The following is a 22638-nucleotide window of genomic DNA, read 5'->3' as shown; positions in this document are numbered from 1 at the left end:
GGCTGTAGGGAGAGACAACACCATGACCGAAGTCTTCATTTACGACCATGTGCGCACCCCGCGCGGTCGCGGCAAGAAGGATGGATCGCTGCACGAGGTCCCCTCCGTCCGCCTCGCCGCCAAAACGCTCGAAGCCATCCGCGACCGTAACGGCCTCGACACGACGACCGTCGACGACATCATCATGGGCTGCGTCGATCCGGTGATGGATAGCGGCGCCGTCATCCCCAAGGCCGCCGCCTTCGAAGCCGGCTATTCGACAAAAGCCCCCGGCATGCAGATCTCCCGTTTCTGCGCCTCCGGTCTCGACGCCATCAACTTTGGCGCAGGCAAGATTGCAGCCGGCTCTGACGACATCGTCATCGCCGGCGGTATCGAGTCTATGTCCCGCGTCGGCATGGGCATGTCCGGCGGTGCCTGGTACATGGACCCCTCGGTCAATTTCCCGGCCTATTTCATGCCCCAGGGCGTCTCGGCCGATCTGATCGCCACCAAATACGGTTTTTCCCGCGATGACGTCGATGCCTATGCCGTCGAAAGCCAGAAGCGCGCCGGCAAAGCCTGGGATGCCGGTTACTTCAAGAACTCCGTCATCCCGGTAAAGGACCAGAACGGCCTGATCATCCTCGACCGCGACGAGCACATGCGTCCGGGAACCGACATGCAGGCGCTGGCCTCGCTCAACGCCTCCTTCCAGATGCCCGGCGAAATGGGCGGTTTCGAAGCCGTCGGCATCCAGGCCCATCCGGAAATCGAAAAGATCAATTATGTCCACCATGCCGGCAATTCGTCCGGCATCGTCGATGGCGCCGCTGCCGTGCTGATCGGCTCGAAGGCCGGCGGTCAATCGATGGGCATCAAACCCCGTGCCCGCATAAAAGCCTTCGCCAATATCGGCTCCGATCCGGCCCTGATGCTGACCGGTCCGGTCGACGTCACCGAAAAGCTCTTGGCCCGCACCGGCATGAAGATTTCTGATATCGATCTCTTCGAGCTTAACGAGGCCTTCGCCGCCGTCGTCCTGCGCTACATGCAGGCTTTCGACATTTCGCACGACATCATGAACGTCAACGGCGGCGCCATCGCCATGGGCCACCCGCTCGGTGCCACCGGCGCGATGATTTTGGGCACGGTTCTGGACGAACTGGAACGCCGCGATTTGAACACCGCGCTTGTCACCCTCTGCATCGGCGCCGGCATGGGCACGGCAACGGTTATTGAACGCGTCTAAGGGGAGAGAGACGATGACCTACAAAAACTTCACCGTCGAAACCGACGCGGACGGCATCGCCCTGATCACCTGGGACATGCCCGGCAAATCGATGAACGTCTTCACGCAGGAAGTGATGGACGAACTCGAAGCGATCCTAAAAGCAACCGTCGAGGACACCGCCATTAAGGGCGTCGTCTTCACCTCCGGCAAATCCACCTTCTCTGGCGGCGCAGATCTCACCATGATCCGCGGCATGTTCTCCATGTTGCAGGACGAGCGCGCGAAAGATCCCGCTGCCGCCGCGCAAAAACTCTTCGATGTCGCCGGCCGCATGACCTGGCTGTTCCGCGCCATTGAAACCAGCGGCAAGCCGTGGGTCTCGGCCATCAACGGCACCTGCATGGGCGGTGCATTCGAGCTGTCGCTCGCCTGCCACGGTCGCGTCGTCGCCAATTCCAAGTCCGTCAAGCTGGCGCTGCCCGAAGTCAAGGTCGGCATCTTCCCCGGCGCCGGCGGCACCCAGCGTGTCTCGCGCCTCACCGATGCCCAGTCCGCCCTGCAGATGATGACCACCGGCCAGTCGCTTGCGCCTGCGCGCGCCAAGGCCATGGGCCTCGTCCATCAGGTCGTCGAGCCGGATCAACTGATCACCGCCGCCAGGCAGATGATCAAGGACGGTTTGAAACCCGTCGCCCCCTGGGATGAAAAGGGCTTCAAGGCTCCCGGCGGCGGCATCTGGACGCCCCAGGCCGCCCAGCTTTGGCCCGCAGCCCCGGCGATCCTGCGCCGCGAAACCGCCGGCAATTATCCGGGCGCGCTCGCCATCCTCAAATGCGTCTATGAGGGCCTGCAGCTTCCCTTCGATACGGCCCTGAAGGTCGAACAGCGCTATTTCACCCAAGTTCTGCAGACCACCGAAGCCTTCTCGATGATCCGCTCGCTGTTCATCTCGATGCAGGAACTCGGCAAGGGCGCCCGCCGTCCGGCCGGCGTCGAAAAGAGCGAGTTCAACAAGGTAGGCGTCGTCGGCGCCGGCTTCATGGGCGCCTCGATCGCCTATGTCACCGCCGCAGCCGGCATCCCCGTGGTCCTGATCGACCGCGATCAGGAGGCCGCCAACAAGGGCAAGACCGTCTCCGAAAAGCTGGTGGCCGACAGCATCGCCAAGGGCCGTATGACCAAGGAAGAGGGCGAAGAGCTGCTATCGCTCGTCACCCCCACGCCCGATTACGCCACGCTCTCGGATGCCGATCTCGTCATTGAGGCAGTCTTCGAAGACCGCGCGGTGAAAAAGGCCGTCATCGAACAGATCGAAGCCGTCATCCCGGAAACCACAGTCTTCGCCTCCAACACCTCCACCCTGCCGATCACCGGTCTGGCGGAAAACTCGAAACGCCCGGACCAGTTCATCGGCGTGCATTTCTTCTCGCCGGTCGAAAAGATGATGCTGACTGAAGTCATCCTCGGCAAAAAGACCGGAGACAAGGCGCTGGCCGTCGCGCTGGATTTCGTCGCGAAGATCAAGAAGACCCCGATCGTCGTCAACGATACCCGCGGCTTCTTCGTCAACCGCTGCGTCTTCCGTTACATCAACGAGGCCTATGACATGCTCGCCGAAGGCGTGCCGGCCACGATGATCGAGAATGCCGCCAAGATGGCCGGCATGCCCGTCGGCCCGCTGTCGCTCAACGATGAAGTCGCCGTCGATCTTTCCCAGAAGATCATGAAGGCCTCGATCGCCGATCTCGGCCCGAAATCGGTCAAGCAGGAACACATGGCCCTGATCGACAAGATGGTCGATGTGCTGGACCGCCGCGGCCGCAAAAACGGCCAGGGCTTTTACGATTACCCGGCCAAGCCCGCGAAAAAGTCCCTCTGGCCTGGCCTCAAGGATCTCTACCCCCAGAAACGTCCTGACGAGATCAACGTCGAAACGCTCAAGCAGCGCTTCCTCGTCACGATCGCGCTGGAAGCCGCACGGACGGTCGAGGAAGGCATCGTCACAGACCCAAGAGAAGCCGATGTCGGCTCCATCCTCGGTTTCGGCTTCGCCCCTTACACCGGCGGCACGCTGTCTTACATCGACGGCATGGGCGTAAAAACCTTCGTCGCTCTGGCGGAAAAACTGGCGGCACAATACGGCGATCATTTCGCCCCGACGCCGCTCCTGAAGGACATGACTGCCAACGGCGAAACCTTCTACGAGCGTTTCAACCCCTATGGCAAACTAGGGGAGGCGGCGTAAGGCCGCCTTCCAGAGGCTCTCATCCCTTCTTCACCCGAAACCGGTCGAGCCTCAGTCGCTCCCGCTCGTCGCTCAGGCTTTTGGCGGCGAGCCACACGGCGGTCACCACGCTGGCCGTCGAGGCGGCGCATAAAAGCAGCATCAGAAAAATCTGCGATTGCGCCGCTATGAGCGGATTGGCCCCGGCCAATATCTGCCCGCTCATGATGCCCGGCAGGGTGATAAGGCCAGCCCCCGCCATCTGGTTCAGGACCGGCAGCGTCCCGGCATAGATCGCCCGCTGCATCAGCGGCGCCATGGCCTGGGCGCGCGTGTGCCCGAGTGCCAGCTGCGCCTCGATTGCCGCCCGCTGCGAAGACACGCCCTCAAAAATATTGTTGAGCGCAATGCTGCTGGCGCTCATCGCCGAGCCTAAAATGATGCCGAAGATCGGAATGACGATCCTGGGCGTCGTCCAGTCTTCCGATCCCGCCACCGTCATCAGCGCAAAGGCCGCCACCAGCATCGTGCCGCCGGAGACGGCAATGCCGGAAAGCCCGTAATGCCAGAAACCGATCAACTTCTTGCGCTGCCGCGATCCCACTTCGAATGTCGCAGCCATAAGCATCGCGAAAAGAACCAGAAGGCTCAGCCAGTGGTCGGCGCTGGTAAAGATGAAACCCAGCACAAAACCGACCAGCAGAAGCTGCGCCACCATGCGCAGCGCCGCAATCAGGATCGACCGGTGAATGCCAAGGCTGAAAGCCACTGACAACGCCGCATTGACCAGAACCAGCAGTGCCGCAAACGCCAGCTCCCATGGGCCGAAAACCAGACCGTTCATAAAGGCCTCGCAAGCGTCATCACATGGTCGGCCAGCCGCTCCACCTGTTCGGGGTCATGCGATGTCAGCACCACGGCGCATCCACCCCCCATCAACTCCCTGACGATCTCTTCCACCGCCTTCACCGAATCCGGATCCAGCGCCGATGTCGGCTCGTCCAGCAGCAGCACTTTCGGCCGATCCTCGATTGCCCGCAAAAACGCCATGCGCTGCCGCTCTCCGGTCGAAAGCCGCTCCGGTGCAGCCTCCAGAAGCGAGGCATCGAGAAAAAGCCGTTTCATTCCCTCGGCCTGCGCCTTGGCATCGGCAAAATGCTCGCCAGCGGTTGCCGCCCACCAGCCGGGTTCCGAAGAAACATAACGCACCACCCGACGCCATGCCGGCCCGGTCATGGAAGAGGAAGCCACCCCGTCGACAAAACAATCCCCCTCATGCGGCACCAGATCGGCCAGCATCCGCAGCGTCAGGCTCTTTCCCGCCCCCGAAGGCCCGCTCACCGCCAGACACCGCCCCGCCGCCACCTCAAGTTCGATCGGCCCAACCGATTGGAATTTCAGCCCCTTGGCTTTCAGTCTGATGGCGGGATTTTGCATGAGGTTGGTAATGGCACCGGAAAAGCGGGGGCGCAATATGGCGTGGCGATTGGTTGCACGGTTGAAAGTGTTTCTGCCATCGAAAGGTCCAAGGGTGAGGTCATCCAAGCGCCTCGACGCTCGCCCCCATCATGGTGGGGATGAAATCACGCCCGGCCCAAACAAAACCAACCTCTTACGCCAAACTTCATCCCCACCTTCCCAACCTATGCCTACAATCCACTCGCTCTCACCGCCGGAGTGTTGCGCGAGACGTTCGCGGGCAGGTGGGGGCCGGCGCTTTCGTCTGATCCGTAACGTGCGGCAAGGGCGGAAGGGGTGAAACGCATGGGAGAGCGGCAACTCTCTCCCTATCAAGCCTCCCCCTGGCAGCCATGCCGGGTTCGGTTGAGCCGTCCAAGCATCAGCGAGAGCCGATGTGCAGCGAGGCGAGAAGATCACCCGTAGGGACCGGAAGTCCCGAGAAAACGCCGAAGGCCACGCGAGTGCGGAGCCACAGACTAAAAACCAAAGTGAGGTTCCGCACTCGCGTGGGCTCTCCAGGGTTTTGCGAATGAATTGGAGTGCATACCCGGTACGCCGGCAAAATCAGTAAGGCGATCGTGCGGACCGAAACCGGTCGCGTAAAGGATGGATCGTATCTGAAGGAGAAGGCGAGGATGGCAAGGAGCGAGGCGGAAAAACGGCGCATCATCGAAGAAGCGGATAGCCAGCTTGCCCTACCCTGGATGACATGGGGCGAGCTAGACCGGCTTTCCCCGCGGGAGAGGTCGCATGAGTACCAGAAATTCACCCAGCCCGTCATGACCTATCTCGGTCGCCACAAGACCTGCAAACTGCCTGCCTGCCGCCGTGCCAGGGCATGCAAAGGCTTCATCAGCGAGACGCAATATCAGCAAGGTGGATATCACGATGCTTTTCCGCCCTGTCTCGGCAAGGGTACGTTGCCGCACGACCAAGCGCTTGCGGCCATGGACGAAATCTATGGCAGGGCCGCTGCACCTGATGACACACCCAAATATGCCGGTCGAGCGTCAGATCGTGCTGCGGATAGCGATGAAACCTCATGAAAACCTGCGACAAATCGGCATTTTGAGCACTTGCCCGTGGATGGAGCAAAAAATATTCGCATTTGCCGCTTTCGACGGCAGTTTTCTTTCCTCACAACGCGCCTATTTTCTGCGATCACCACACCAACTCATTCGTTGGAGAATACCGAAATGAACCTCGTCAAAAACACTCTCAAGGCCGTTGCCGCAGCCCTGCTCGTGCAGGCCGCTTTTGCCGCTCCGGTTTTCGCCGGTGAAAACCTCGACAAGATCAAAAAGGCCGGCGTCATCCGCATCGGCACCGAAGGCACCTATGCCCCCTTCACCTTCCACGATGCCGCAAACAAGCTCGTCGGTTTCGATGTCGAGATCGGTGAAGCGGTAGCCAAGAAGCTCGGCGTCAAGGCGCAGTTCGTCGAAGGCAAATGGGATGGCCTGATCGCCGGTATCGATGCGGATCGTTACGACGCCGTCATCAACCAGGTTGGCATCACCGATGCCCGCAAGCAGAAATACGCCTTCTCCGAACCCTACATTGCCTCCAAGGCCGTGCTGATCGTCCGTGACGACAACACCGATATCAAGGGCTTTGCTGACCTCAAGGGCAAGAAGGCCGCCCAGTCGCTCACCAGCAACTATGGCAAGATGGCTGAAGCTTCAGGCGCCGAACTCGTCGGCACCGATGGTTTCGACCAGTCGATCCAGCTGGTTCTCACCCGCCGCGCCGATGCGACGCTGAACGACAGCCTCTCCTTCCTCGACTTCAAGAAGCAGAAGGCAGACGCCCCGGTCAAGATCGTCGCCGAACAGGCTGAAGCCAGCTATTCCGGCATCCTTCTGCGCAAGGGTGACGACGAGCTGGTGGCCGAGGTCAACAAGGCCCTGGCCGATATCAAGGCTGACGGCACCTACAAGACGATCTCAGACAAGTATTTCGGTCAGGACGTCTCCAAGTAAGAGATTGAAAGAGATATTCGTCCGATCCACGACGGTTTGAACCGTGCTAGGATTTGGCGAAAGCTGAACCACAACGTCCGGCCTTGGCCGGGCGTTTTCGCGTTCGTGAGACCGCAATGTTTGAAAGTAGAGGACTTCGCCCGTGCCGCATTGGCTTCAATTGATGATGGATTCATTCCCGACCCTGCTTTGGGCCGGCGTGAAATTCACCGTGCCGCTGACGTTGCTCTCCTTCGCCTTCGGCCTGACGCTCGGTCTCATCACTGCCGTCACCCGGCTGTTCGGCCCCACCCCGCTGGTGCTGATCGCAAGGTTTTATGTCTGGGTCATCCGCGGCACGCCGCTGCTCGTCCAGCTTTTCGTCATCTTTTATGGCCTGCCCAGCGTCGGCATCCTGCTCGATGCCTTCCCGGCTGCTCTGATTGGCTTCACGCTGAATATCGGCGCCTATTCGTCCGAAATCATCCGTGCCGTCATCGCCTCGGTGCCCAAGGGCCAGTGGGAAGCCGCCTATTCGATCGGCATGAACTGGCGTCAGGCCATGGCCCGCACCATTCTGCCGCAGGCCGCCCGCGTTGCCGTGCCGCCGCTCTCCAACACCTTCATCTCGCTGGTCAAGGATACCTCGCTTGCCGCCGCCATCACCGTGCCGGAACTGTTTCAGGCCGCGCAGCGCATCGTCGCCACAACCTACGAACCGCTGATCCTCTATATCCAGGCGGCGATCATCTATCTGGCGCTCAGCTCCGTGCTCTCGGCGCTGCAGGTGCGGCTGGAAAAACGCTTTTCGAGATATGGCGGCATGCTGGAGGCCAACCGATGATCGAGCTCTCCCACATCCGCAAGAATTTCGGCGACCTTCAGGTCATCGACGATATCAGCCTCAAGGTGAAAGAAGGCAGCGTCACCGCCCTTGTTGGCCCGTCGGGTGGCGGCAAGAGCACGCTTCTGCGCTGCATCAACCTGCTCGAAATCCCGACCTCCGGCACGATCCGCCTGGGTGAGGCGGTAATCGAGTTCGCTCCCGGCAAAAAGGTCGGCTGGGATGCAGTTCAAAAAATCCGCCGCCAGACCGGCATGGTTTTTCAGAATTTCCAGCTTTTCCCGCACCGCACGGCGTTGGAAAACGTCATGGAAGGCCTTGTCACGGTGCTGAAATGGCCGCGTGAGAAGGCAGATGCCCGTGCGCGTGAACTGCTCACCAAGGTCGGCATGGCGCATAAGATCGACGCATGGCCTTCGACCCTTTCCGGCGGCCAGCAACAGCGCGTGGCGATCGCCCGCGCACTCGCCATGTCGCCGCGCGTGCTGCTCTGCGACGAACCCACCTCGGCGCTCGATCCGGAACTGGCGACCGAAGTCGTCGAGGTCCTCAGCAAGCTTGCGGCCGAAGGCACGACCATGGTCATTGCCACCCACGACCTGCGCCTCGCCTCCCGCGTTGCCGATCATGCGGTCTTCCTCGAAGCCGGCAAGGTCGTTGAGCAGGGCGCGGCCGATCGCGTCTTCGGCGCACCGGAACACGAGCGCACCCGCCGCTTCGTTTCGTCGATCAGCGCTGCCGTGCAGTCCGGCTACGGGGAGGGGATCTGATCGGCTGATGAGGGCCGAAACGGACGGATAGGGAACTGATATTCGTCAAATCGGCCTTGACGCCGGGCTTGAGAGGATTAGACCGCGCGACACTTTATTTCGTTCGGGAGTGCATTCTTGAAATCCTTGGCAATCTTCTCCGCCTTCGTTGGAAAAACATTCGCAATCTGGGTCATCCTGTTCGCCGTTCTCGGCTTCTTCTTCCCCGACACCTTCAAACAGGTGACGCCGTGGATCGTCGCCCTTCTCGGCATCATCATGTTCGGCATGGGCCTCACCATTTCGGTCGATGATTTCCGCGAACTGGCCCGCCGCCCTTATGAAGTGGCGATCGGCGTCGTTGCCCATTTCGCCATCATGCCGGCACTTGCCCTGCTGCTGACGAAGATCATCCCGATGCCGCCGGAAGTCGCCGCCGGCGTCATTCTCGTCGGTTGCTGCCCGGGCGGCACTTCGTCCAACGTCATGACCTATCTTGCCCGTGGCGATGTCGCTCTGTCGGTTGCCTGCACCAGCGTCACCACGCTTGCCGCCCCCATCGTCACGCCCTTCCTCGTCTGGATGTTCGCCAGCCAGTATCTTCCGGTCGATGCCTGGGCGATGTTCGTCAGCATTCTCGAAGTCATCATCCTGCCGCTGGCGCTCGGTTTCCTGGCGCAGAAGCTGATCCCCGGCCTCGTACGCGCCGCGATCCCGGTCCTGCCGCTGGTCAGCGTCGTCGGCATCGTGCTGATCGTCGCCGCAGTTGTCGGTGCATCGAAGGGTGCGATCGCCCAGTCCGGCCTGCTGATCTTCGCCGTCGTCATGCTGCATAACGGCCTCGGTTATCTGCTTGGTTATTTCGCCGCCAAGGCGCTCGGCCTGAATTTCTACAAGCGCAAGGCGCTCGCAATCGAAGTCGGCATGCAGAATTCCGGCCTCGGTGCAGCCCTTGCCACCGCCTACTTCTCGCCGCTTGCCGCAGTCCCGAGCGCCATCTTTTCCGTCTGGCACAACATTTCCGGCGCACTTCTCGCCAACTGGTTTGCCGGCAAGGAAGATGTCGATGCGGATGCCGCAACCAACCGGGTCGTTGTCCCGCACTGAAGCACAAGGCGGATCGCTTTCCATAAACGAAAAGGGCGGCCCTCGGGTCGCCCTTTGCAATTTCTCGATCCGTTTGGTTTTACCGCACGACCATCTGCTGCTGGCCGGTGGAAGCGGCCGGTTTCGGGTCGCAGGCCTTGGCCGGTGCCGGCTCCGCGGTGCCGAGATACTTGTCGCGTTCCCGCCAGACGGCCGGGATGGCAAGCAGGCCAACCGCGACCACCGCAATGGCCGTCTTGGTGAGTTCGTCCAGCTCCGGCGAACGACCGTCGAAATAATAGACGAAGTAAACGATCGCGACGTGCCACACATAGACATAAAGCGAGTGGCGGCCGAGCAGGCGCAGGAAGCGCAGGGTGAAGACCCAGGTCAGCGCTGCTGCGACATTGCGAACCCACGCAGCCTTGTGCTTGGGACCGGCAACCAGCAGCCATGTGACGAGCAGGCCCATCGCGGCGAAGTTCAGCAGATAGACCGGACCGAAATCGGCGCGGATTTCCATCGAGGCGAACTTGCCGATCATGTGCGGCGGCATCAGCTCGTTGGCGGTGATCAGGCGCAGCGGCAGGAAGAACAGCACCAGCACCAGCGCGACCTTGGGGATGAAGGTGTTGTCAGGCGACAGCACATTGCCCCAGTTGATCTTGCCCGACGACGTAAGCGCGCCGAGCACCAGACCCGAGAAGAACACGATCTGCCAGCCGAACAGGTTGAACGAAACGCGCAGGCCCTGATCGTCTGCACCCATGACCAGTTCGTTGAGCGGGATCGTGAGCAACTGATGCAGGCCAAGCTGACCGGCCATCCACAGCATGATCGAGGCGGCCACGACATAGTGCCACTTGTCGTCCAGCACGAGCTTGATCAGCATCGGCGCAAACAGCATGTAGATGATGTATTGCGGCAGGATATCCATGAAGGTCGGCTGGTACAGGAAGGTCGCGATCGCGGCGAGACGCAGCGGATCATCGAAGGTCGTGTAGCCAAGCCAGTTGAACCAGATCGAATATGCGCCCGGCAGCACCATCTGCGCCACCATGACCGCGATCACGATGCCCATGGCATAACGATAAAGCTCGAACGCGCGGCTATAGATCGCCGAGCGACCGGCCGCATACCCCGCTTTCATCATCTTGCGGGCATAAACCATGCCGATCATCAGGCCGGACAGGAATACGAAACCCTGCGCGTCTTCGACGAAGGCGAGCTGGTTGTGATTGATTTTTACAAGCAGGTATCCACCAGCAAAGATAAGGTGGTTGAGTACCATGAAGACGAGGAAGTACCCTCGCATTCCGTCAATGATTTCAAAGCGCTTCATCGGTCGCGGTCTCCGTCTCTGCCGGTTCCGATGGTTTGAGCCCCTCGGTCCGTAAGGCCTCTGCGGGCCAGGAAGTCACGCGCCTAAACGTCGCGAGAAGCCGGAGAGTTCCGGCAAGAATCGGTATTACCCGACGTTCAGACATTTCAACCGTAAACAGTCCGTGATGACTGTCACATGAACGGCATTTGTCAGTGGGTGTGGAAAACTATTCGGCTGCGACCCGGCGCAATCCGACGCTTTGCGTGAGATAGGCGCGGATTGCCGCAGGTTTCACCGGCTTGTGCTGGACAGCAATTCCGTGCCGCTCGGCTTCGGCCCGAACTTCCGGCGTCCGGTCGGCCGTGATCATCATCGCCGGTATTGCTGCCTGATAATGGGATCTGAGCGCAAGGATCGCCTCGATCCCGTAACCGTCGTCGAGATGGTAATCGGCGATGACGACATCCGGCGGCGGTTCGCGTCCCGTGATGATCGTGTCGATCTCGGCAAGCGAGCGGGCCTGGCTGACCGTGCAGCCCCAGCCGGTGATCAGAAGATTCATCCCTTCGAGGATCTGAGGTTCGTTGTCGACGCAGAGCACCCGCAATCCATTCAACACATTGGCGGGTTTTGCACGCTCGCGTCGAATTCTGGCCGAAGACGCGTTCGGCGCAGCAAGGTCGCGCGGGATCTCGACGCGGAAGGTCGTGCCGCGGCCGGGCTGCGAGGCAAGTTGCACCGGATGGCTCAGCATCCGCGACAGCCGGTCGACGATGGAAAGGCCAAGCCCCAATCCGCTTGCGGTCCGCGCGCCATCCTCCAGTCGGGCGAATTCCTTGAACACGGTGCGGAATTTCGATGACGGTATGCCGATGCCTGAATCCAGCACCTCGATGATCACCTTGTCGCCGCGCCGGCGTGCGCCGACGATAACCTTGCCGGAGACCGTATATTTGATCGCGTTGGAAACGAGGTTCTGCACCAGCCGGCGCAGCAGGTTGGCGTCGGATACCACTTTCAGCGAAGTCGGCATGACGACGAACTTGAGAGCCTTCTCCCGCGCCATCGGCGAAAAATCAGTGTCGATCCGCTTGAACAGATCGTCCAGCTCGATCGAGCCGAAACGCGGTTTCATCGCACCGGTATCGAGCCTTGAAATATCCAGCACCGCACCGAGGATAGTTTCGACCGATTCCAGCGAACTGTCGATATTGCGGGCGATCGCTGCATTCTTGTCCGCGCCGGCCAATCGTTCGACCAGTGTCGAGGAATAAAGCCGGGCGGCATTGAGCGGCTGCAGGATGTCATGGCCGGCGGCCGCAAAGAAGCGGGTCTTGCTCACATTCGCCTCGTCGGCCGATGCCCGAGCCTCGCCGAGCGCGCGGTTGACGCGGGTAAGCTCGGCGGTGCGCTCTCCGACCCGCTGCTCCAGCGTCTCGTTCGCCTGTTTCAGCGCCTGGTCTGCGGCCACGCGCGCCGTGATGTCGGTGAAGGTCGCAACGAAACCCGCATCCGGCATTGGGTTGCTGCGCACTTCGATGATCCGCCCGCCGCCCTGCACCATAAGCGAGAAGGTCGTTCCGAGATCCTTGAACTGGCTGGTGATCGCTTCTTTCTCGTTCTCGCTTACATCGCCGCGTTCGACCAGCAGCGCCACGATATCAGACAGCAGGAAGCCCACCTGACCTGCCTGTTCCGGAAGATCGAGCAACTGGCGGAACCGCCGGTTCCACACTGTCAGCCGGTCGGAACTGTCGAAGACGGCGATCCCCTGATCCATGTGGGAAAGCGCCGTCTGCATCATGTCCTGGTTATATTGCAGCGCCTCGCTCGCCTGATCGAGCAGCCAGGCCGTATCGGAATTGGTGTCCTCTACCTTCTGCAGCAGGAGAGAAAGCACGAGCCGTGCTGACGAGGAGCCGATTGCGCTTCCGAGCAGCTGTTCGGAAAAATGGATCATCGCCATATCGGCCTGCTGGTCGTCCCGGAACCGGCGCCCTGCAGTTTTTTCGTAATTGGAGAAGGAGCGCAGCATCCGCTCCTCGCCGAGATAACGGGCGATCACGGTCTTCAGGTCACCGACGCCGATGCGGGTCTTCCAGCCGCGCGTGGCAAATTGCGACCGCGGTTGGCGCTTGACGAAAATCCCCGCCTGCAGCCGCTCCACCGGCCGCGGATTGCGCGACAGCGAACCTAGCACAAAGGCAATCGTGTTGAGCGCCAGGCTGAAGATCGTCGTCGTGACGAAGGGATCGATTTCCGGACCGGAAAAGATCGCAGCCCCCGGAAAGATGAAGTTCAGCACGGCCGCCGCGATGTGCGAATTGTCCGGTCCGCCAAGGCTCGGCAGAAACAGCAGATAGGCCCAGGACAGGAAGCCGAAGGAGAGGCCGAGGATTGCGCCGCGCGCATTGGCCCGCCGCCAGATCAGGCCGCCGAGCAGGGCAGGGGCGATCTGTGCGATGGCGGCAAAGGCGAGAAGGCCGATCGAGGCCAGCCCCGACTGGCTGTCGGCCATCCGGTAATAACCGTAGCCGAGCAGCATGACGGCAAAGATCGCCGCACGGCGGATATTGAGCAGAGTGCGGGTAAGGTCCTGTTGTGCGCCGGCATGCGAGGCGAGCTTCCGACGCAGGAAAAGCGGCAGCACGATATCGTTGGAAATCATGATCGACAGCGCCACCGATTCCACGATCACCATCGCCGTTGCCGCCGAAAACCCGCCGATGAAGGTCATAAGCGTCACGAAGGGAAGCCCGGCTTCGAGCGGCAGCGTCAGCACGTAAAGGTCGGCATCACCCATGCCGCCGAAGGTGATGAGGCCCGCCGCCGCCACGGGGATGACGAAGATGTTGATGGCGATCAGATAGACCGGCAGAAGGAAACCGGCGGCGCGACGTTCCTTTGGCGTGCGGTTCTCCACCACCGTCACATGGAACTGCCGCGGCAGGATGACGATCGCAAACGCCGACAGGAGAATGACCAGCACCCATCGGCTGAGCGGCGTCTCGTAGGATGCGGCGGAGGCGACAAGCAGGTTTTCCGAAGCCTTGGCCGCGAGGTCCGACCACCCGTCGAACATGAAGAACACGACGGCGATGCCGACGGTCGCAAAGGCCAGGAGCTTCACCAGCGATTCCATCGCGACAGCCAGGATCAAGCCGTCCTGATGCTCGGTGGCATCCGTGTGGCGTGTGCCGAAGACGACGGCAAAGCAGGCCATCAGCAGGGTGACGATCAGGGCAAGATCGATGAAATGCAGGTTGCCGCTACCGATGCCGAAATCGGACGGATTGACCATCACCGCGACGGAGCTGGACACGGCTTTCAGCTGCAGAGCGATATAGGGGACGGTACCGACAAGCGCGAGCACCGCGACGATCGCCGCCACCGTGGCATTCTTGCCGTAACGGGCGGCGATGAAGTCTGCGATCGAAGTGAGTTTCTCCGCCTTGGCCAGTTCCACGATGCGGCGAATGATCGGCATGCCGAGCGTAAACGCCAGGATAGGCCCGACATAGATTGCCGCAAATTCCAGCCCGCGCTGCGAGGCAAGGCCCACGCCGCCGAAATAAGTCCAGGAGGTGCAGTAGACGGCAAGGCTCAAGGCATAGACGAGCGGACGCCCGCCTTTGGGTACACCCGAAAGCCGGCTCTTTCTGTCGCCGTAACTCGCCACTGCGAAAAGCAGCAGGATATAGGCGAATGCCGAGACAAGAATGACCCAGCCTGGAAGCATGTTTCCTCCCCCCGCAGGCATGTGCGGACAGGAGATGAGATTAAGCGAAACATGAAGCGTTGGAAATCGGCGCAGCCTCGTCAAAAAGTTCAATGCAGCCGAAGCGTCTCCGAGGATTTGTCAGGTTTAAACCCTTGGCTTTTTGCACCTTTTCAGTATCTGATGAAACGCTATGTTAAGCCCGACGGCAACCGAGAGAGGGGTCAAGTCATGTCTGTAGTCAGCGAGTTTCGTTCATTCATTGCGAAGGGCAATGTTATCGATCTGGCGGTCGGTATCATTATCGGCGGCGCCTTTACCGGCATTGTTACATCGCTTGTCAATGATATCGTCATGCCGATCGTCGGCGCGATCACCGGTGGCGGTTTCGATTTCTCCAATTACTTCATCGCACTGTCGAGCGCCGTCACGGCACCGTCGCTGGAAGAAGCGCGCAAGCAGGGCGCGGTCTTCGCTTATGGCAGCTTCATCACTGTTATGATCAACTTCGTCATTCTCGCCTTCATCATCTTCCTGATGGTCAAGGGCGTGAACAGGCTTCGCGCCATGGAAGAAAAGAAGCCGGTCGATGAAACGCCTGCACCGCCGCCGGCCGATATCCAGCTTCTTTCGGAAATCCGCGATATCTTGAAGACCAAGTAACGAGACGCCTTGAGCCTGCAACTCATCAGAACAATGAATTGCAGGCTCAAGGAAACTCATGGGATTTCCGGACTTTTCTGCGCTATGAAAGGCACACGAAAAACAGGAAATCCGCATGTCTCTGCTTGGCTCCCTCAGTTCCCGCGCTCTTGCTGCTCCTGAAAGCGGCATTGTCGAGATCATCACCCATGCCCGCATCGGCGGCCGTGACGATCTGATCCCGCTTTGGGCGGGTGAGGGCGATCTGCCGAGCCCGGATTTCATCAACCGCGCGGCATCCGACGCACTGCTCGGCGGTGAGACATTCTACACCTGGCAGCGCGGCATTCCCGAACTGCGCCAGGCACTGGCCGATTATTACGCCCGCCATTTCGCCGTCACCCTGCCGCCCGAACATTTTTACGTCACCGGCTCCGGCATGCATGCCATCATGATGGCCGTGCAGGCGATCTGCGGACCGGGCGACGAGATGATCTATCTGTCGCCCACCTGGCCGAACATCGTCTCGGCCATCGAGCTTTCCGGCGCGGTTGCCACCGGCCTGCCGCTTGAGTTCACCGGCGGTAAATGGTCGCTCGACCTGAACAAGCTCGAAGCCATGATCTCGCCGAAGACCAAGGGCCTGTTCGTCAACACGCCGTCCAACCCGACCGGCTGGACCGCGACGCAGGAAGATTTGGCCAGCATCCTGGGGCTTGCCCGCAAACACGGCCTCTGGATCATCGCCGACGAAATCTATTCCCGCTATTATTTCGGCGGCACGCGGCGCGCGCCGTCCTTCCTCGATGTAGCCGAGCCGAACGACCGCATCATCTATGCCAATTCCTTCTCCAAGAACTGGTCGATGACCGGCTGGCGTGTCGGCTGGCTGGTTGCCCCGCCGGAACTCGGGCAGGTCATCGAAAACCTCATCCAGTATTCGAATTCCGGTGTCGCCCAGTTCATGCAGCGCGGCGCAGTCGTGGCGCTGAATGAAGGCGATGGCTTCGTCGAGGAGAATATCGAGCGTGCCCGTCAGTCCCGCGATATTCTCTGCGACATGCTGATCGCCACCAATCGTGTTCAGACCTTGAAGCCGGAGGGGGCGATCTATGCCTTCCTCAAGGTCGACGGCATCACCGACAGCCGCGCGGCGGCCCTCGATATCGTCGACAAGATTGGCGTGGCGCTGGCGCCGGGATCGGCCTTCGGCAAGGGCGGCGAGAACTTTTTGCGCGCCTGCTTCCTGCGCAATCCGAAACATGTCGAAGAGGCCGCAGACCGGCTTGCGGGTTATATCAAGGCACTTTGAGACACCTGTCGGGGATATTCGCTAAAATTCGAAATATCCCCGAAAACCTCTCTTATCCACGCCACCGGATATAGTTGGGCCACAGCGTCATAAGTAACCGATGATCAAGCGCCGCAATGCTTACCTGCCGAAAACAAAAGGCAGGGAAGTGGATCATGGCAGTCCTGGTAACGGGCGGTGCAGGATATATAGGCAGCCACATGGCCTGGGCATTGCTGGATGCCGGGGAAGATGTGGTCGTGCTCGACCGGCTTTCCACCGGCTTCCGCTGGGCCGTGCCGGATGCGGCACGCTTCTATCTCGGCGATGTCGGCGATCAGGCCCTGCTTGCCCAGATCTTTGCGGAAAACGAGATCGAGGCGATCATGCATTTCGCCGGCTCGATCGTCGTGCCGCAGTCTGTCGCCCATCCACTCGATTATTACGAGAACAATACCAGCAAGACCCGGCTTCTGGCGGCGGCCGCGATCGAGGCCGGCATCCGGCATTTCGTCTTTTCGTCGACAGCCGCAGTTTACGGCGACCAGAAGGATGACACGCCGGTTCTGGAAAGCGCGATGACGCTACCGAAGAACCCTTACGGCCAGTCGAAGCTGATGTCGGAACTGATGCTGCGCGATGCCGCTGCCGCCTACGACTTCCGCTTTGTCGCCCTGCGTTATTTCAATGTCGCCGGCGCCGATCCGCTCGGTCGCACCGGTCTGTCCACCGTCGGAGCGACACATCTGATCAAGCTCGCCTGCGAGGCAGCGCTCGGTGAGCGGCCGGGCGTCGATATCTACGGCACCGATTATCCCACGCCGGATGGCACCGGTGTGCGTGACTATATCCACGTCACCGATCTGGTCGAAGCGCATCTGAAGGCGTTGAGCTATCTGCGCCGTGGCGGCGAGCCATTGATTGCCAATTGCGGCTATGGCCGCGGTTATTCGGTGCTGGAAGTGCTGAACGCGGTGAAGCGCGTCAGCGGCCACTCGTTCGAGTTTCATTACGGCCCGCGCCGTCCGGGAGATGCGGCAAGCGTCGTTGCCAATTCGACACTCGCCCGCAGGCTTCTCGAATGGCAGCCGCGCCATGACGATCTAGACCTGATCGTCGAGACCGCGATCGCCTGGGAAGGGCAATTGGCCGGTCGCCGGGTGGAAGATCTCCGCTCGCTCCACCAGCGTCTGGCCGCCGTGCGCTTCTGATGTGCGGTCAAACGGCAGGGGTGTCATGCCGAAATGATTATGGATAAGCGATTGCTTGAGGAGTAAAGGAAGCGCAACCACTCTGATCCGACGGATATCATGCGCCTCTCTTTGACAGCCGGTCTTGTTCTTCTTTTCTGCGGTATTGCCGCCTTGCCGACCTACGCCTCGGATATCCCCAAGGCTGCCGCACAATCGTCGTCAGCCGCCTTGCCAAAGATAAAGCTGGTCGAGCCGCGCCTGCATCTTGCCAAGGGTGGGGCCGGCGCCAAGTCGCGTGTCGCTCTGACCTTCGACGCATGCATGGGCGCCGTTGATGAGCGCATACTGTCGACACTCATCAAGGAACGTATCCCGTCTACGATCTTCGTCACTGCCCGTTGGCTGAGAAAGAACCCGCAGACGGTGGCGACCTTCATTGCCAATCCGGACCTGTTCGAGATCGAGAACCACGGCGAGAACCACATTCCGGCGATCGATGTCGCCATGCCCGTCTACGGCATCCCGTCCGCCGGATCGCCTGAGGCCGTGTCGCGGGAAGTCGGCAAGGGCGCCGAAGCGGTGATCGCGGCGGGTTTCTCTGCGCCGCGCTGGTTCCGCGGCGCGACGGCGAAATACGATGCGAGTTCCATCGATGAGATCCGCAAGATGGGCTATCGCGTCGCCGGTTATTCGCTGAACGGCGATGACGGTTCGCTGCTGGGCGCAGGCGCCGCCGAAAAGCGCATTGCGGGGGCAAAGGATGGCGATGTTGTCATCTCCCACATCAACCAGCCGACCCATGCGGCAGGGCAGGGTGTCGCCAATGCTATTTTGAAGCTCAAGGCCCGCGGCGTCGAATTCGTCCGGCTGGCCGATGTCGAGACAGTCGGCGACAACGATACGACCGCGCAGCGCCCCGGCCTGTTCTGAGCCTCCCGATTAGCGGGGTTTTCGCCAAAATTCGTGGGTTTTGGCAATCACAAGGCGGCCTGACCTGCAATCATCGTCCCAACGCCGAAAGGCAAGCCCACAGGGATGATGACCATGACAGACCAGCCGAAATTCGAACCGATCCGCGGTACGCATGGTGCCGACGATCCCGGTCCGCGCAATTTGCCGCTCGATCTGCAGAACCCGGATATCCTTCTGCCGCCGGAAACCGACAACGGATCGCTGCCCAACCTGAAATTTCCCTTCGCCATGGCGCATAACCGGCTGGAAGACGGCGGATGGGCGCGGGAGGTAACAGTCCGCGAATTGCCGGTGGCGAAATCCATGGCCGGCGTCAACATGCGGCTCGGCCCGGGTGTCGTGCGCGAGCTGCATTGGCACAAGGAAGCCGAATGGGCCTACATATTACAGGGCACCGCGCGCCTGACCGTGGTCGATCCCGACGGCAATCTGTCGATCGACGATTTGAAGTCGGGAGATGTGTGGCTTGTGCCGGCCGGCATTCCCCATTCCATCCAGGGCATGGAGGAGGGAACGGAGTTCCTGCTTGTCTTCGACGACGGCAATTTCTCCGAAAACGAAACGCTGCTGATCACCGAATATATGGCTCATACCCCACCGAGCGTGCTCGCCAGGAATTTCGGCGTAACGAGCGATCATTTTGCAGGCATACCGAAGTCGGAAAAATACATTTTCCGCCTGCCCGTGGCGAAGCCGCTTGAGGCCGTTCGAGCGGAACTGCCTGACAGCCCGATCCCGCAGCCTTATGTTTTCCATGCGTCCGGCATCGAGGCGGTTCGCTACAGTGGCGGCACGGTGAAGACGATCGATGCCCGCGATTTTCCGGTCACGACGCTGTCGGCGCTGATCATCGAGATCGAGCCGGGCGGCATGCGCGAAATGCATTGGCATCCCGATGCCGATGAATGGCAATATTACATCGAGGGCGAAGCGCGGATGACCGTGTTCGATGCAACCTCCAAGGCGCGCACCTTCAACTATCGCGCCGGCGATGTCGGCTTCGTGCCGCGCACGCTCGGCCATTATATCGAAAATGTCGGCACGACCCCGGTCAGGATGATCAACGTCTTCAACAGCCGCCTCTGCAGCGACATCTCGCTCAACCGCTGGATGGCTTTGACCCCACCGGATCTCATTCGCGGACATCTCGGCCTCGACGATACGGTGATGAACGCTCTGCGCCGGTCACGCGAGGCCGTAGTGCGCTGATGAAAACATGAGTTAAACTCTCAAGTCACTTGATCTGCAGCAAGTGCTCCAATCTCTCCAGCCTCTAGATTGCCGTCATATTGACGATCGGTAATCAGCGGAGAAGTTTGGGCATGGCATCGAGTGAGGACTTGGCGCGCTATTTTGCGGCCGGAACCGGGCTCGATCCACTCAGTGAGGCATTCAGCCGCCGGGGCGCTGTGATGCCTTTTCGCGGCAAGCGGCGTCTGCCGCCGGAAGAGATGCAGGATGTCTGGCTGGAACTTCAGTCGCAGCCGGCTAAACCGGGCAAGCGGCTCGCCTATATCCATGTCCCTTTCTGCGCCAACCATTGCCTGTTCTGCGGCTTTTACCGCAATGCCTATGTGCCGCAGACCGGGGCCGACTATACCGAGCTGGTGATTGAGGAAATCAGGCGCGAGGCGCAGACCGATGCCCTGCGTCACAACCCGATCCATGCCGTCTATCTCGGCGGTGGCACGCCGACGGCGCTGAGCGCGGAAGAACTGTCGCGGATCATCACGACGGTCCGGACCGAGCTGCCGCTCGCGCCCGATTGCGAGATCACCGTCGAAGGCCGGATCATCCATTTCACGCCGGACAAGATCGATGCCTGCCTGGAGGCGGGGGCGAACCGGTTTTCGATCGGTGTCCAGACCTTCGATACGGATGTGAGGAAAAGGCAGGGGCGTCGCTCCAGCCGCGAGGAGGCTGTCCGCTTTCTCGAATATCTCCGCGACCAGGATCGCGCCGCCGTGGTGATCGACCTCATCTACGGGCTGCCGGGGCAGACGCTGGATGTATGGCAGAGGGATCTCGAAACCGCAGCCGATATCGGCCCCGATGGGCTGGATCTCTATGGGTTGAACCTCATCCCGACAACGCCGCTCTTCAAAGCGATTGAAGCCGGAAAGTTTCCGGCAACGCCGAATTTGAACCAGATCGGCGCGTTTTACCGAACCGGGGCTGAATTTTTCCGGCGCAGGAACTGGCGCCAGATCAGCAACAACCATTGGGCCCGCACCACGCGCGAGAGAAATCTCTATAACCTGCTGATCAAGCAGGGCGCCGACTGCATCGCCTTCGGTTCTGGCGCCGGCGGCTCCATCGGTCCGGTCGGTTACGGCCTGAGCGGCGACCTGGCGGTTTATGCCGACGACATAAGGGCCGGCCGCAAATCGCTCGGCATGATGATGATTTCCGACGAGCTTTCCGCCCTGCGCACGCTTGTGACCGCAGGTTTCGAGGTCGGACATCTCGATCTCGGCCAGCTGGACCGGACCTCGGGGCGAGCAATGACGCCGGTGCTGGAGCCGCTGCTTGCCCAGTGGCAGGAAGCAGGCCTCCTGTCGTTTGCGGGCGGCATCGTCGAACTCACCACCGCGGGCCGCTTCTGGTACTCGAACCTGATTTCGGCCCTCCACGACATTCTGACCCTTGAACTGGGCCCGTCACGCGACGCGGCCTGAACGACCTCTTGCGAACGGAGCTGGGACATGCCCGACCTCGACCACGCCGAAGCCATCACGAAGATCAAACAGGCCATCGCCGAAAAGCCGGACGGCGTTCTGGAAGCGCTCGCCGCGCAGCATGGCGTCCCGTTCCAGACGGTGCTCGAATGTTTGCCGGAAGGCGTCACCCGCATTGACGGACGCCATTTCATCGATGTGCTGACGGATATCGCCAACTGGGGCGATGTCATGTTCATCTGCCATTCGAAGGACGCGATCATCGAGTTTTCCGGCCCTCTGCCCAAGGGAGAGATGGGCCACGGCATGTATAATCTGCACGGCGGCCCCGGCGGCCTTTCCGGCCATCTGCGCCCGGAAAACTGCGCCGCGATCTTCTTCGTCCGCCGCCTCTTCATGGGCATGGAAACCAGGTCGATCCAGTTTTTCAATGCCGAAGGGGAGACCATTTTCAAGATCTATGTTGGGCGCGACAGGGAACGCAAGTTGAAGGCCGTGCAGGTCGAGCGCTTCGAACGGCTTGCCATCCAGTTTGCCAGGCCTGCAGGCAATGCCTGACATGCGGCCGCTTCTGATCTTCGGTGCAAGCCGCGGCGTCGGCCTCGAACTGGCTAGGCTCGAGCGCGCCGCCGGTCGTCCGGTGGCAGCGATGCTGAGGCAGCAATCGGATGCCGGGTATCTGCAGGAAATCGGCATCGAGATCCTGCGCGGCGATGCCCTGTCGCGGCAGGAGGTAGAGCAGGCGCTGGAGCACATGGCCTGCCCGTTCGATATCGTCTCGACATTGAGCGGCAGAGGCGAGGATGGCCGGCTTGTCGATGACGAAGGCAATATCAACGTCATCGAAGCGGCGGCTGCAAGCGGCAGGGCAGAGCGCTTTGTTTTCATCACCTCCATGGGCTGCGGAGACATGGCGCCCTATCGGTCGGAAAGAGCGATCGCGGCCTTCGGTGCGGTCGTCGACGCCAAGACGCTTGCCGAAGACAGGTTGAAAAAGAGCGGTCTCGACTGGACGATCCTGCGTCCGGGCGGTCTCGTCTCCGAACCGGCCACGGGCAATGGGCTTCTGACACGGAACCCTCGGGTCCACGGTTTCATTCACCGCGCTGATGTCGCGCTGCTTGCCTTCCGGGTGCTTCGTGATCCTGCGACATCCCGCCATGCATTGGCCGCCGTCGATCGCAACCGGATGAGTTGCGACACGCCGGTCGAGCCCTTTCCGCTCGCGTGAGGCATTTCGCACCCGGTGATAAAAGCACCGAGTGCGCTTTTGTTTTCCGGG

19 protein-coding genes are annotated in these 22638 nt (G+C 60.8%); 15 read left to right on the top strand and 4 right to left on the bottom strand.

Translation table 11 applies throughout. The features are described 5' to 3' along the window. Window positions 1–22: 22 nt before the first annotated feature. Together HNQ72_RS13080 and HNQ72_RS13075 are read left to right on the top strand one after the other, a co-directional pair. The gene (locus HNQ72_RS13080) at window positions 23–1231 is read left to right on the top strand and encodes an acetyl-CoA C-acetyltransferase (protein WP_183992651.1); all 1209 of its coding nucleotides are present in this window, start codon (window positions 23–25) and stop codon (window positions 1229–1231) included. A 13-nt stretch (window positions 1232–1244) separates the two neighbouring features. After that, window positions 1245–3458 carry a 3-hydroxyacyl-CoA dehydrogenase NAD-binding domain-containing protein gene (locus tag HNQ72_RS13075; RefSeq protein WP_183992650.1) on the top strand — a complete coding sequence of 738 codons (2214 nt, stop codon included), beginning with the start codon at window positions 1245–1247 and terminating at the stop codon, window positions 3456–3458. A gap of 19 nt (window positions 3459–3477) precedes the next feature. Here the strand turns inward: HNQ72_RS13075 and HNQ72_RS13070 are convergent, their stop codons facing one another. After that, on the bottom strand, window positions 3478–4281 hold the full coding sequence (locus tag HNQ72_RS13070; RefSeq protein ID WP_183992649.1) for an ABC transporter permease: 804 nt from the start codon (window positions 4279–4281) through the stop codon (window positions 3478–3480). Continuing rightward, window positions 4278–4982, bottom strand: a complete 705-nt coding sequence (locus HNQ72_RS13065; RefSeq protein ID WP_210319574.1) for an ABC transporter ATP-binding protein — start codon at window positions 4980–4982, stop codon at window positions 4278–4280. Before HNQ72_RS13065 ends, HNQ72_RS13070 begins: the two co-directional genes overlap by 4 nt. Before the next feature lie 551 nt (window positions 4983–5533). Here HNQ72_RS13065 and HNQ72_RS13060 point away from each other — a divergent pair. The 5 genes from HNQ72_RS13060 (at window position 5534) to HNQ72_RS13040 (ending at window position 9559) form a co-directional block, all read left to right on the top strand. After that, complete coding sequence (locus tag HNQ72_RS13060; RefSeq protein ID WP_183992648.1) at window positions 5534–5944, top strand: hypothetical protein; 411 nt, start codon at window positions 5534–5536, stop codon at window positions 5942–5944. Between the two features lie 150 nt (window positions 5945–6094). After that, window positions 6095–6880 carry an amino acid ABC transporter substrate-binding protein gene (locus tag HNQ72_RS13055; RefSeq protein ID WP_183992647.1) on the top strand — a complete coding sequence of 262 codons (786 nt, stop codon included), beginning with the start codon at window positions 6095–6097 and terminating at the stop codon, window positions 6878–6880. Window positions 6881–7022: 142 nt separating this feature from the next. Beyond that, a complete protein-coding gene (locus HNQ72_RS13050) occupies window positions 7023–7703 on the top strand; it encodes an amino acid ABC transporter permease (protein ID WP_183992646.1) in 681 nt (226 codons plus the stop codon). Continuing rightward, entirely contained in the window at window positions 7700–8473 is a 774-nt protein-coding gene (locus HNQ72_RS13045; protein ID WP_183992645.1) for an amino acid ABC transporter ATP-binding protein, read from the top strand. Before HNQ72_RS13050 ends, HNQ72_RS13045 begins: the two co-directional genes overlap by 4 nt. A gap of 117 nt (window positions 8474–8590) precedes the next feature. Next, a complete protein-coding gene (locus tag HNQ72_RS13040) occupies window positions 8591–9559 on the top strand; it encodes a bile acid:sodium symporter family protein (protein WP_183992644.1) in 969 nt (322 codons plus the stop codon). 79 nt (window positions 9560–9638) lie between these two features. On the opposite strand, the gene HNQ72_RS13035 is transcribed toward HNQ72_RS13040, so the two are convergent. Further along, on the bottom strand, window positions 9639–10880 hold the full coding sequence (locus HNQ72_RS13035; protein ID WP_183992643.1) for an OpgC family protein: 1242 nt from the start codon (window positions 10878–10880) through the stop codon (window positions 9639–9641). Between the two features lie 208 nt (window positions 10881–11088). Next, the gene (locus tag HNQ72_RS13030; protein WP_183992642.1) at window positions 11089–14601 is read right to left on the bottom strand and encodes a hybrid sensor histidine kinase/response regulator; all 3513 of its coding nucleotides are present in this window, start codon (window positions 14599–14601) and stop codon (window positions 11089–11091) included. 210 nt (window positions 14602–14811) lie between these two features. Between HNQ72_RS13030 and mscL the strand changes: the two genes are divergently transcribed. The 8 genes from mscL (at window position 14812) to HNQ72_RS12990 (ending at window position 22587) form a co-directional block, all read left to right on the top strand. Further along, on the top strand, window positions 14812–15243 hold the full coding sequence (mscL, locus tag HNQ72_RS13025; protein ID WP_183992641.1) for a large conductance mechanosensitive channel protein MscL: 432 nt from the start codon (window positions 14812–14814) through the stop codon (window positions 15241–15243). A 115-nt stretch (window positions 15244–15358) separates the two neighbouring features. Beyond that, a complete protein-coding gene (locus tag HNQ72_RS13020; RefSeq protein WP_183992640.1) occupies window positions 15359–16534 on the top strand; it encodes a pyridoxal phosphate-dependent aminotransferase in 1176 nt (391 codons plus the stop codon). A gap of 155 nt (window positions 16535–16689) precedes the next feature. Beyond that, window positions 16690–17724, top strand: coding sequence for a UDP-glucose 4-epimerase GalE (galE, locus tag HNQ72_RS13015; protein ID WP_183992639.1), 1035 nt, complete (start codon window positions 16690–16692; stop codon window positions 17722–17724). Window positions 17725–17823: 99 nt separating this feature from the next. Next, a complete protein-coding gene (locus tag HNQ72_RS13010) occupies window positions 17824–18636 on the top strand; it encodes a polysaccharide deacetylase family protein (RefSeq protein WP_183992638.1) in 813 nt (270 codons plus the stop codon). 114 nt (window positions 18637–18750) lie between these two features. Next, window positions 18751–19887, top strand: coding sequence for a cupin domain-containing protein (locus HNQ72_RS13005; protein ID WP_210319572.1), 1137 nt, complete (start codon window positions 18751–18753; stop codon window positions 19885–19887). 113 nt (window positions 19888–20000) lie between these two features. Continuing rightward, window positions 20001–21356, top strand: a complete 1356-nt coding sequence (gene hutW / locus HNQ72_RS13000; RefSeq protein WP_183992637.1) for a heme anaerobic degradation radical SAM methyltransferase ChuW/HutW — start codon at window positions 20001–20003, stop codon at window positions 21354–21356. Window positions 21357–21383: 27 nt separating this feature from the next. After that, window positions 21384–21914 (top strand): heme utilization cystosolic carrier protein HutX, encoded by a 531-nt coding sequence (gene hutX / locus HNQ72_RS12995; protein WP_183992636.1) that lies wholly within the window; start codon window positions 21384–21386, stop codon window positions 21912–21914. After that, a complete protein-coding gene (locus HNQ72_RS12990; protein WP_244654377.1) occupies window positions 21907–22587 on the top strand; it encodes an SDR family oxidoreductase in 681 nt (226 codons plus the stop codon). The genes hutX and HNQ72_RS12990 overlap by 8 nt, the downstream gene beginning before the upstream one ends. Window positions 22588–22638: the final 51 nt, after the last annotated feature.

Origin of the sequence: Aliirhizobium wenxiniae (assembly GCF_014201355.1) — a bacterium.
Classification (GTDB): Bacteria; Pseudomonadota; Alphaproteobacteria; order Rhizobiales; family Rhizobiaceae; genus Neorhizobium; species Neorhizobium wenxiniae.
The sequence above is the reverse complement of the archived record's forward strand: the minus strand, read 5'-3'. Positions and strand labels throughout refer to the sequence as shown.

Excerpts from the sequence above, each read along its gene's own strand:
- HNQ72_RS13035 (WP_183992643.1), bottom strand. The coding sequence starts at position 10,880 with ATGAAGCGCTTTGAAATCATTGACGGAATGCGAGGGTACTTCCTCGTC.
- hutW (WP_183992637.1), top strand. The coding sequence starts at position 20,001 with ATGGCATCGAGTGAGGACTTGGCGCGCTATTTTGCGGCCGGAACCGGG.
- galE (WP_183992639.1), top strand. The coding sequence starts at position 16,690 with ATGGCAGTCCTGGTAACGGGCGGTGCAGGATATATAGGCAGCCACATG.
- HNQ72_RS13075 (WP_183992650.1), top strand. The coding sequence starts at position 1,245 with ATGACCTACAAAAACTTCACCGTCGAAACCGACGCGGACGGCATCGCC.
- HNQ72_RS13070 (WP_183992649.1), bottom strand. The coding sequence starts at position 4,281 with ATGAACGGTCTGGTTTTCGGCCCATGGGAGCTGGCGTTTGCGGCACTG.
- HNQ72_RS13080 (WP_183992651.1), top strand. The coding sequence starts at position 23 with ATGACCGAAGTCTTCATTTACGACCATGTGCGCACCCCGCGCGGTCGC.
- HNQ72_RS13010 (WP_183992638.1), top strand. The coding sequence starts at position 17,824 with ATGCGCCTCTCTTTGACAGCCGGTCTTGTTCTTCTTTTCTGCGGTATT.
- HNQ72_RS13055 (WP_183992647.1), top strand. The coding sequence starts at position 6,095 with ATGAACCTCGTCAAAAACACTCTCAAGGCCGTTGCCGCAGCCCTGCTC.
- HNQ72_RS13030 (WP_183992642.1), bottom strand. The coding sequence starts at position 14,601 with ATGCTTCCAGGCTGGGTCATTCTTGTCTCGGCATTCGCCTATATCCTG.
- HNQ72_RS13005 (WP_210319572.1), top strand. The coding sequence starts at position 18,751 with ATGACAGACCAGCCGAAATTCGAACCGATCCGCGGTACGCATGGTGCC.
- hutX (WP_183992636.1), top strand. The coding sequence starts at position 21,384 with ATGCCCGACCTCGACCACGCCGAAGCCATCACGAAGATCAAACAGGCC.
- HNQ72_RS12990 (WP_244654377.1), top strand. The coding sequence starts at position 21,907 with ATGCCTGACATGCGGCCGCTTCTGATCTTCGGTGCAAGCCGCGGCGTC.
- HNQ72_RS13045 (WP_183992645.1), top strand. The coding sequence starts at position 7,700 with ATGATCGAGCTCTCCCACATCCGCAAGAATTTCGGCGACCTTCAGGTC.
- HNQ72_RS13020 (WP_183992640.1), top strand. The coding sequence starts at position 15,359 with ATGTCTCTGCTTGGCTCCCTCAGTTCCCGCGCTCTTGCTGCTCCTGAA.
- HNQ72_RS13060 (WP_183992648.1), top strand. The coding sequence starts at position 5,534 with ATGGCAAGGAGCGAGGCGGAAAAACGGCGCATCATCGAAGAAGCGGAT.
- mscL (WP_183992641.1), top strand. The coding sequence starts at position 14,812 with ATGTCTGTAGTCAGCGAGTTTCGTTCATTCATTGCGAAGGGCAATGTT.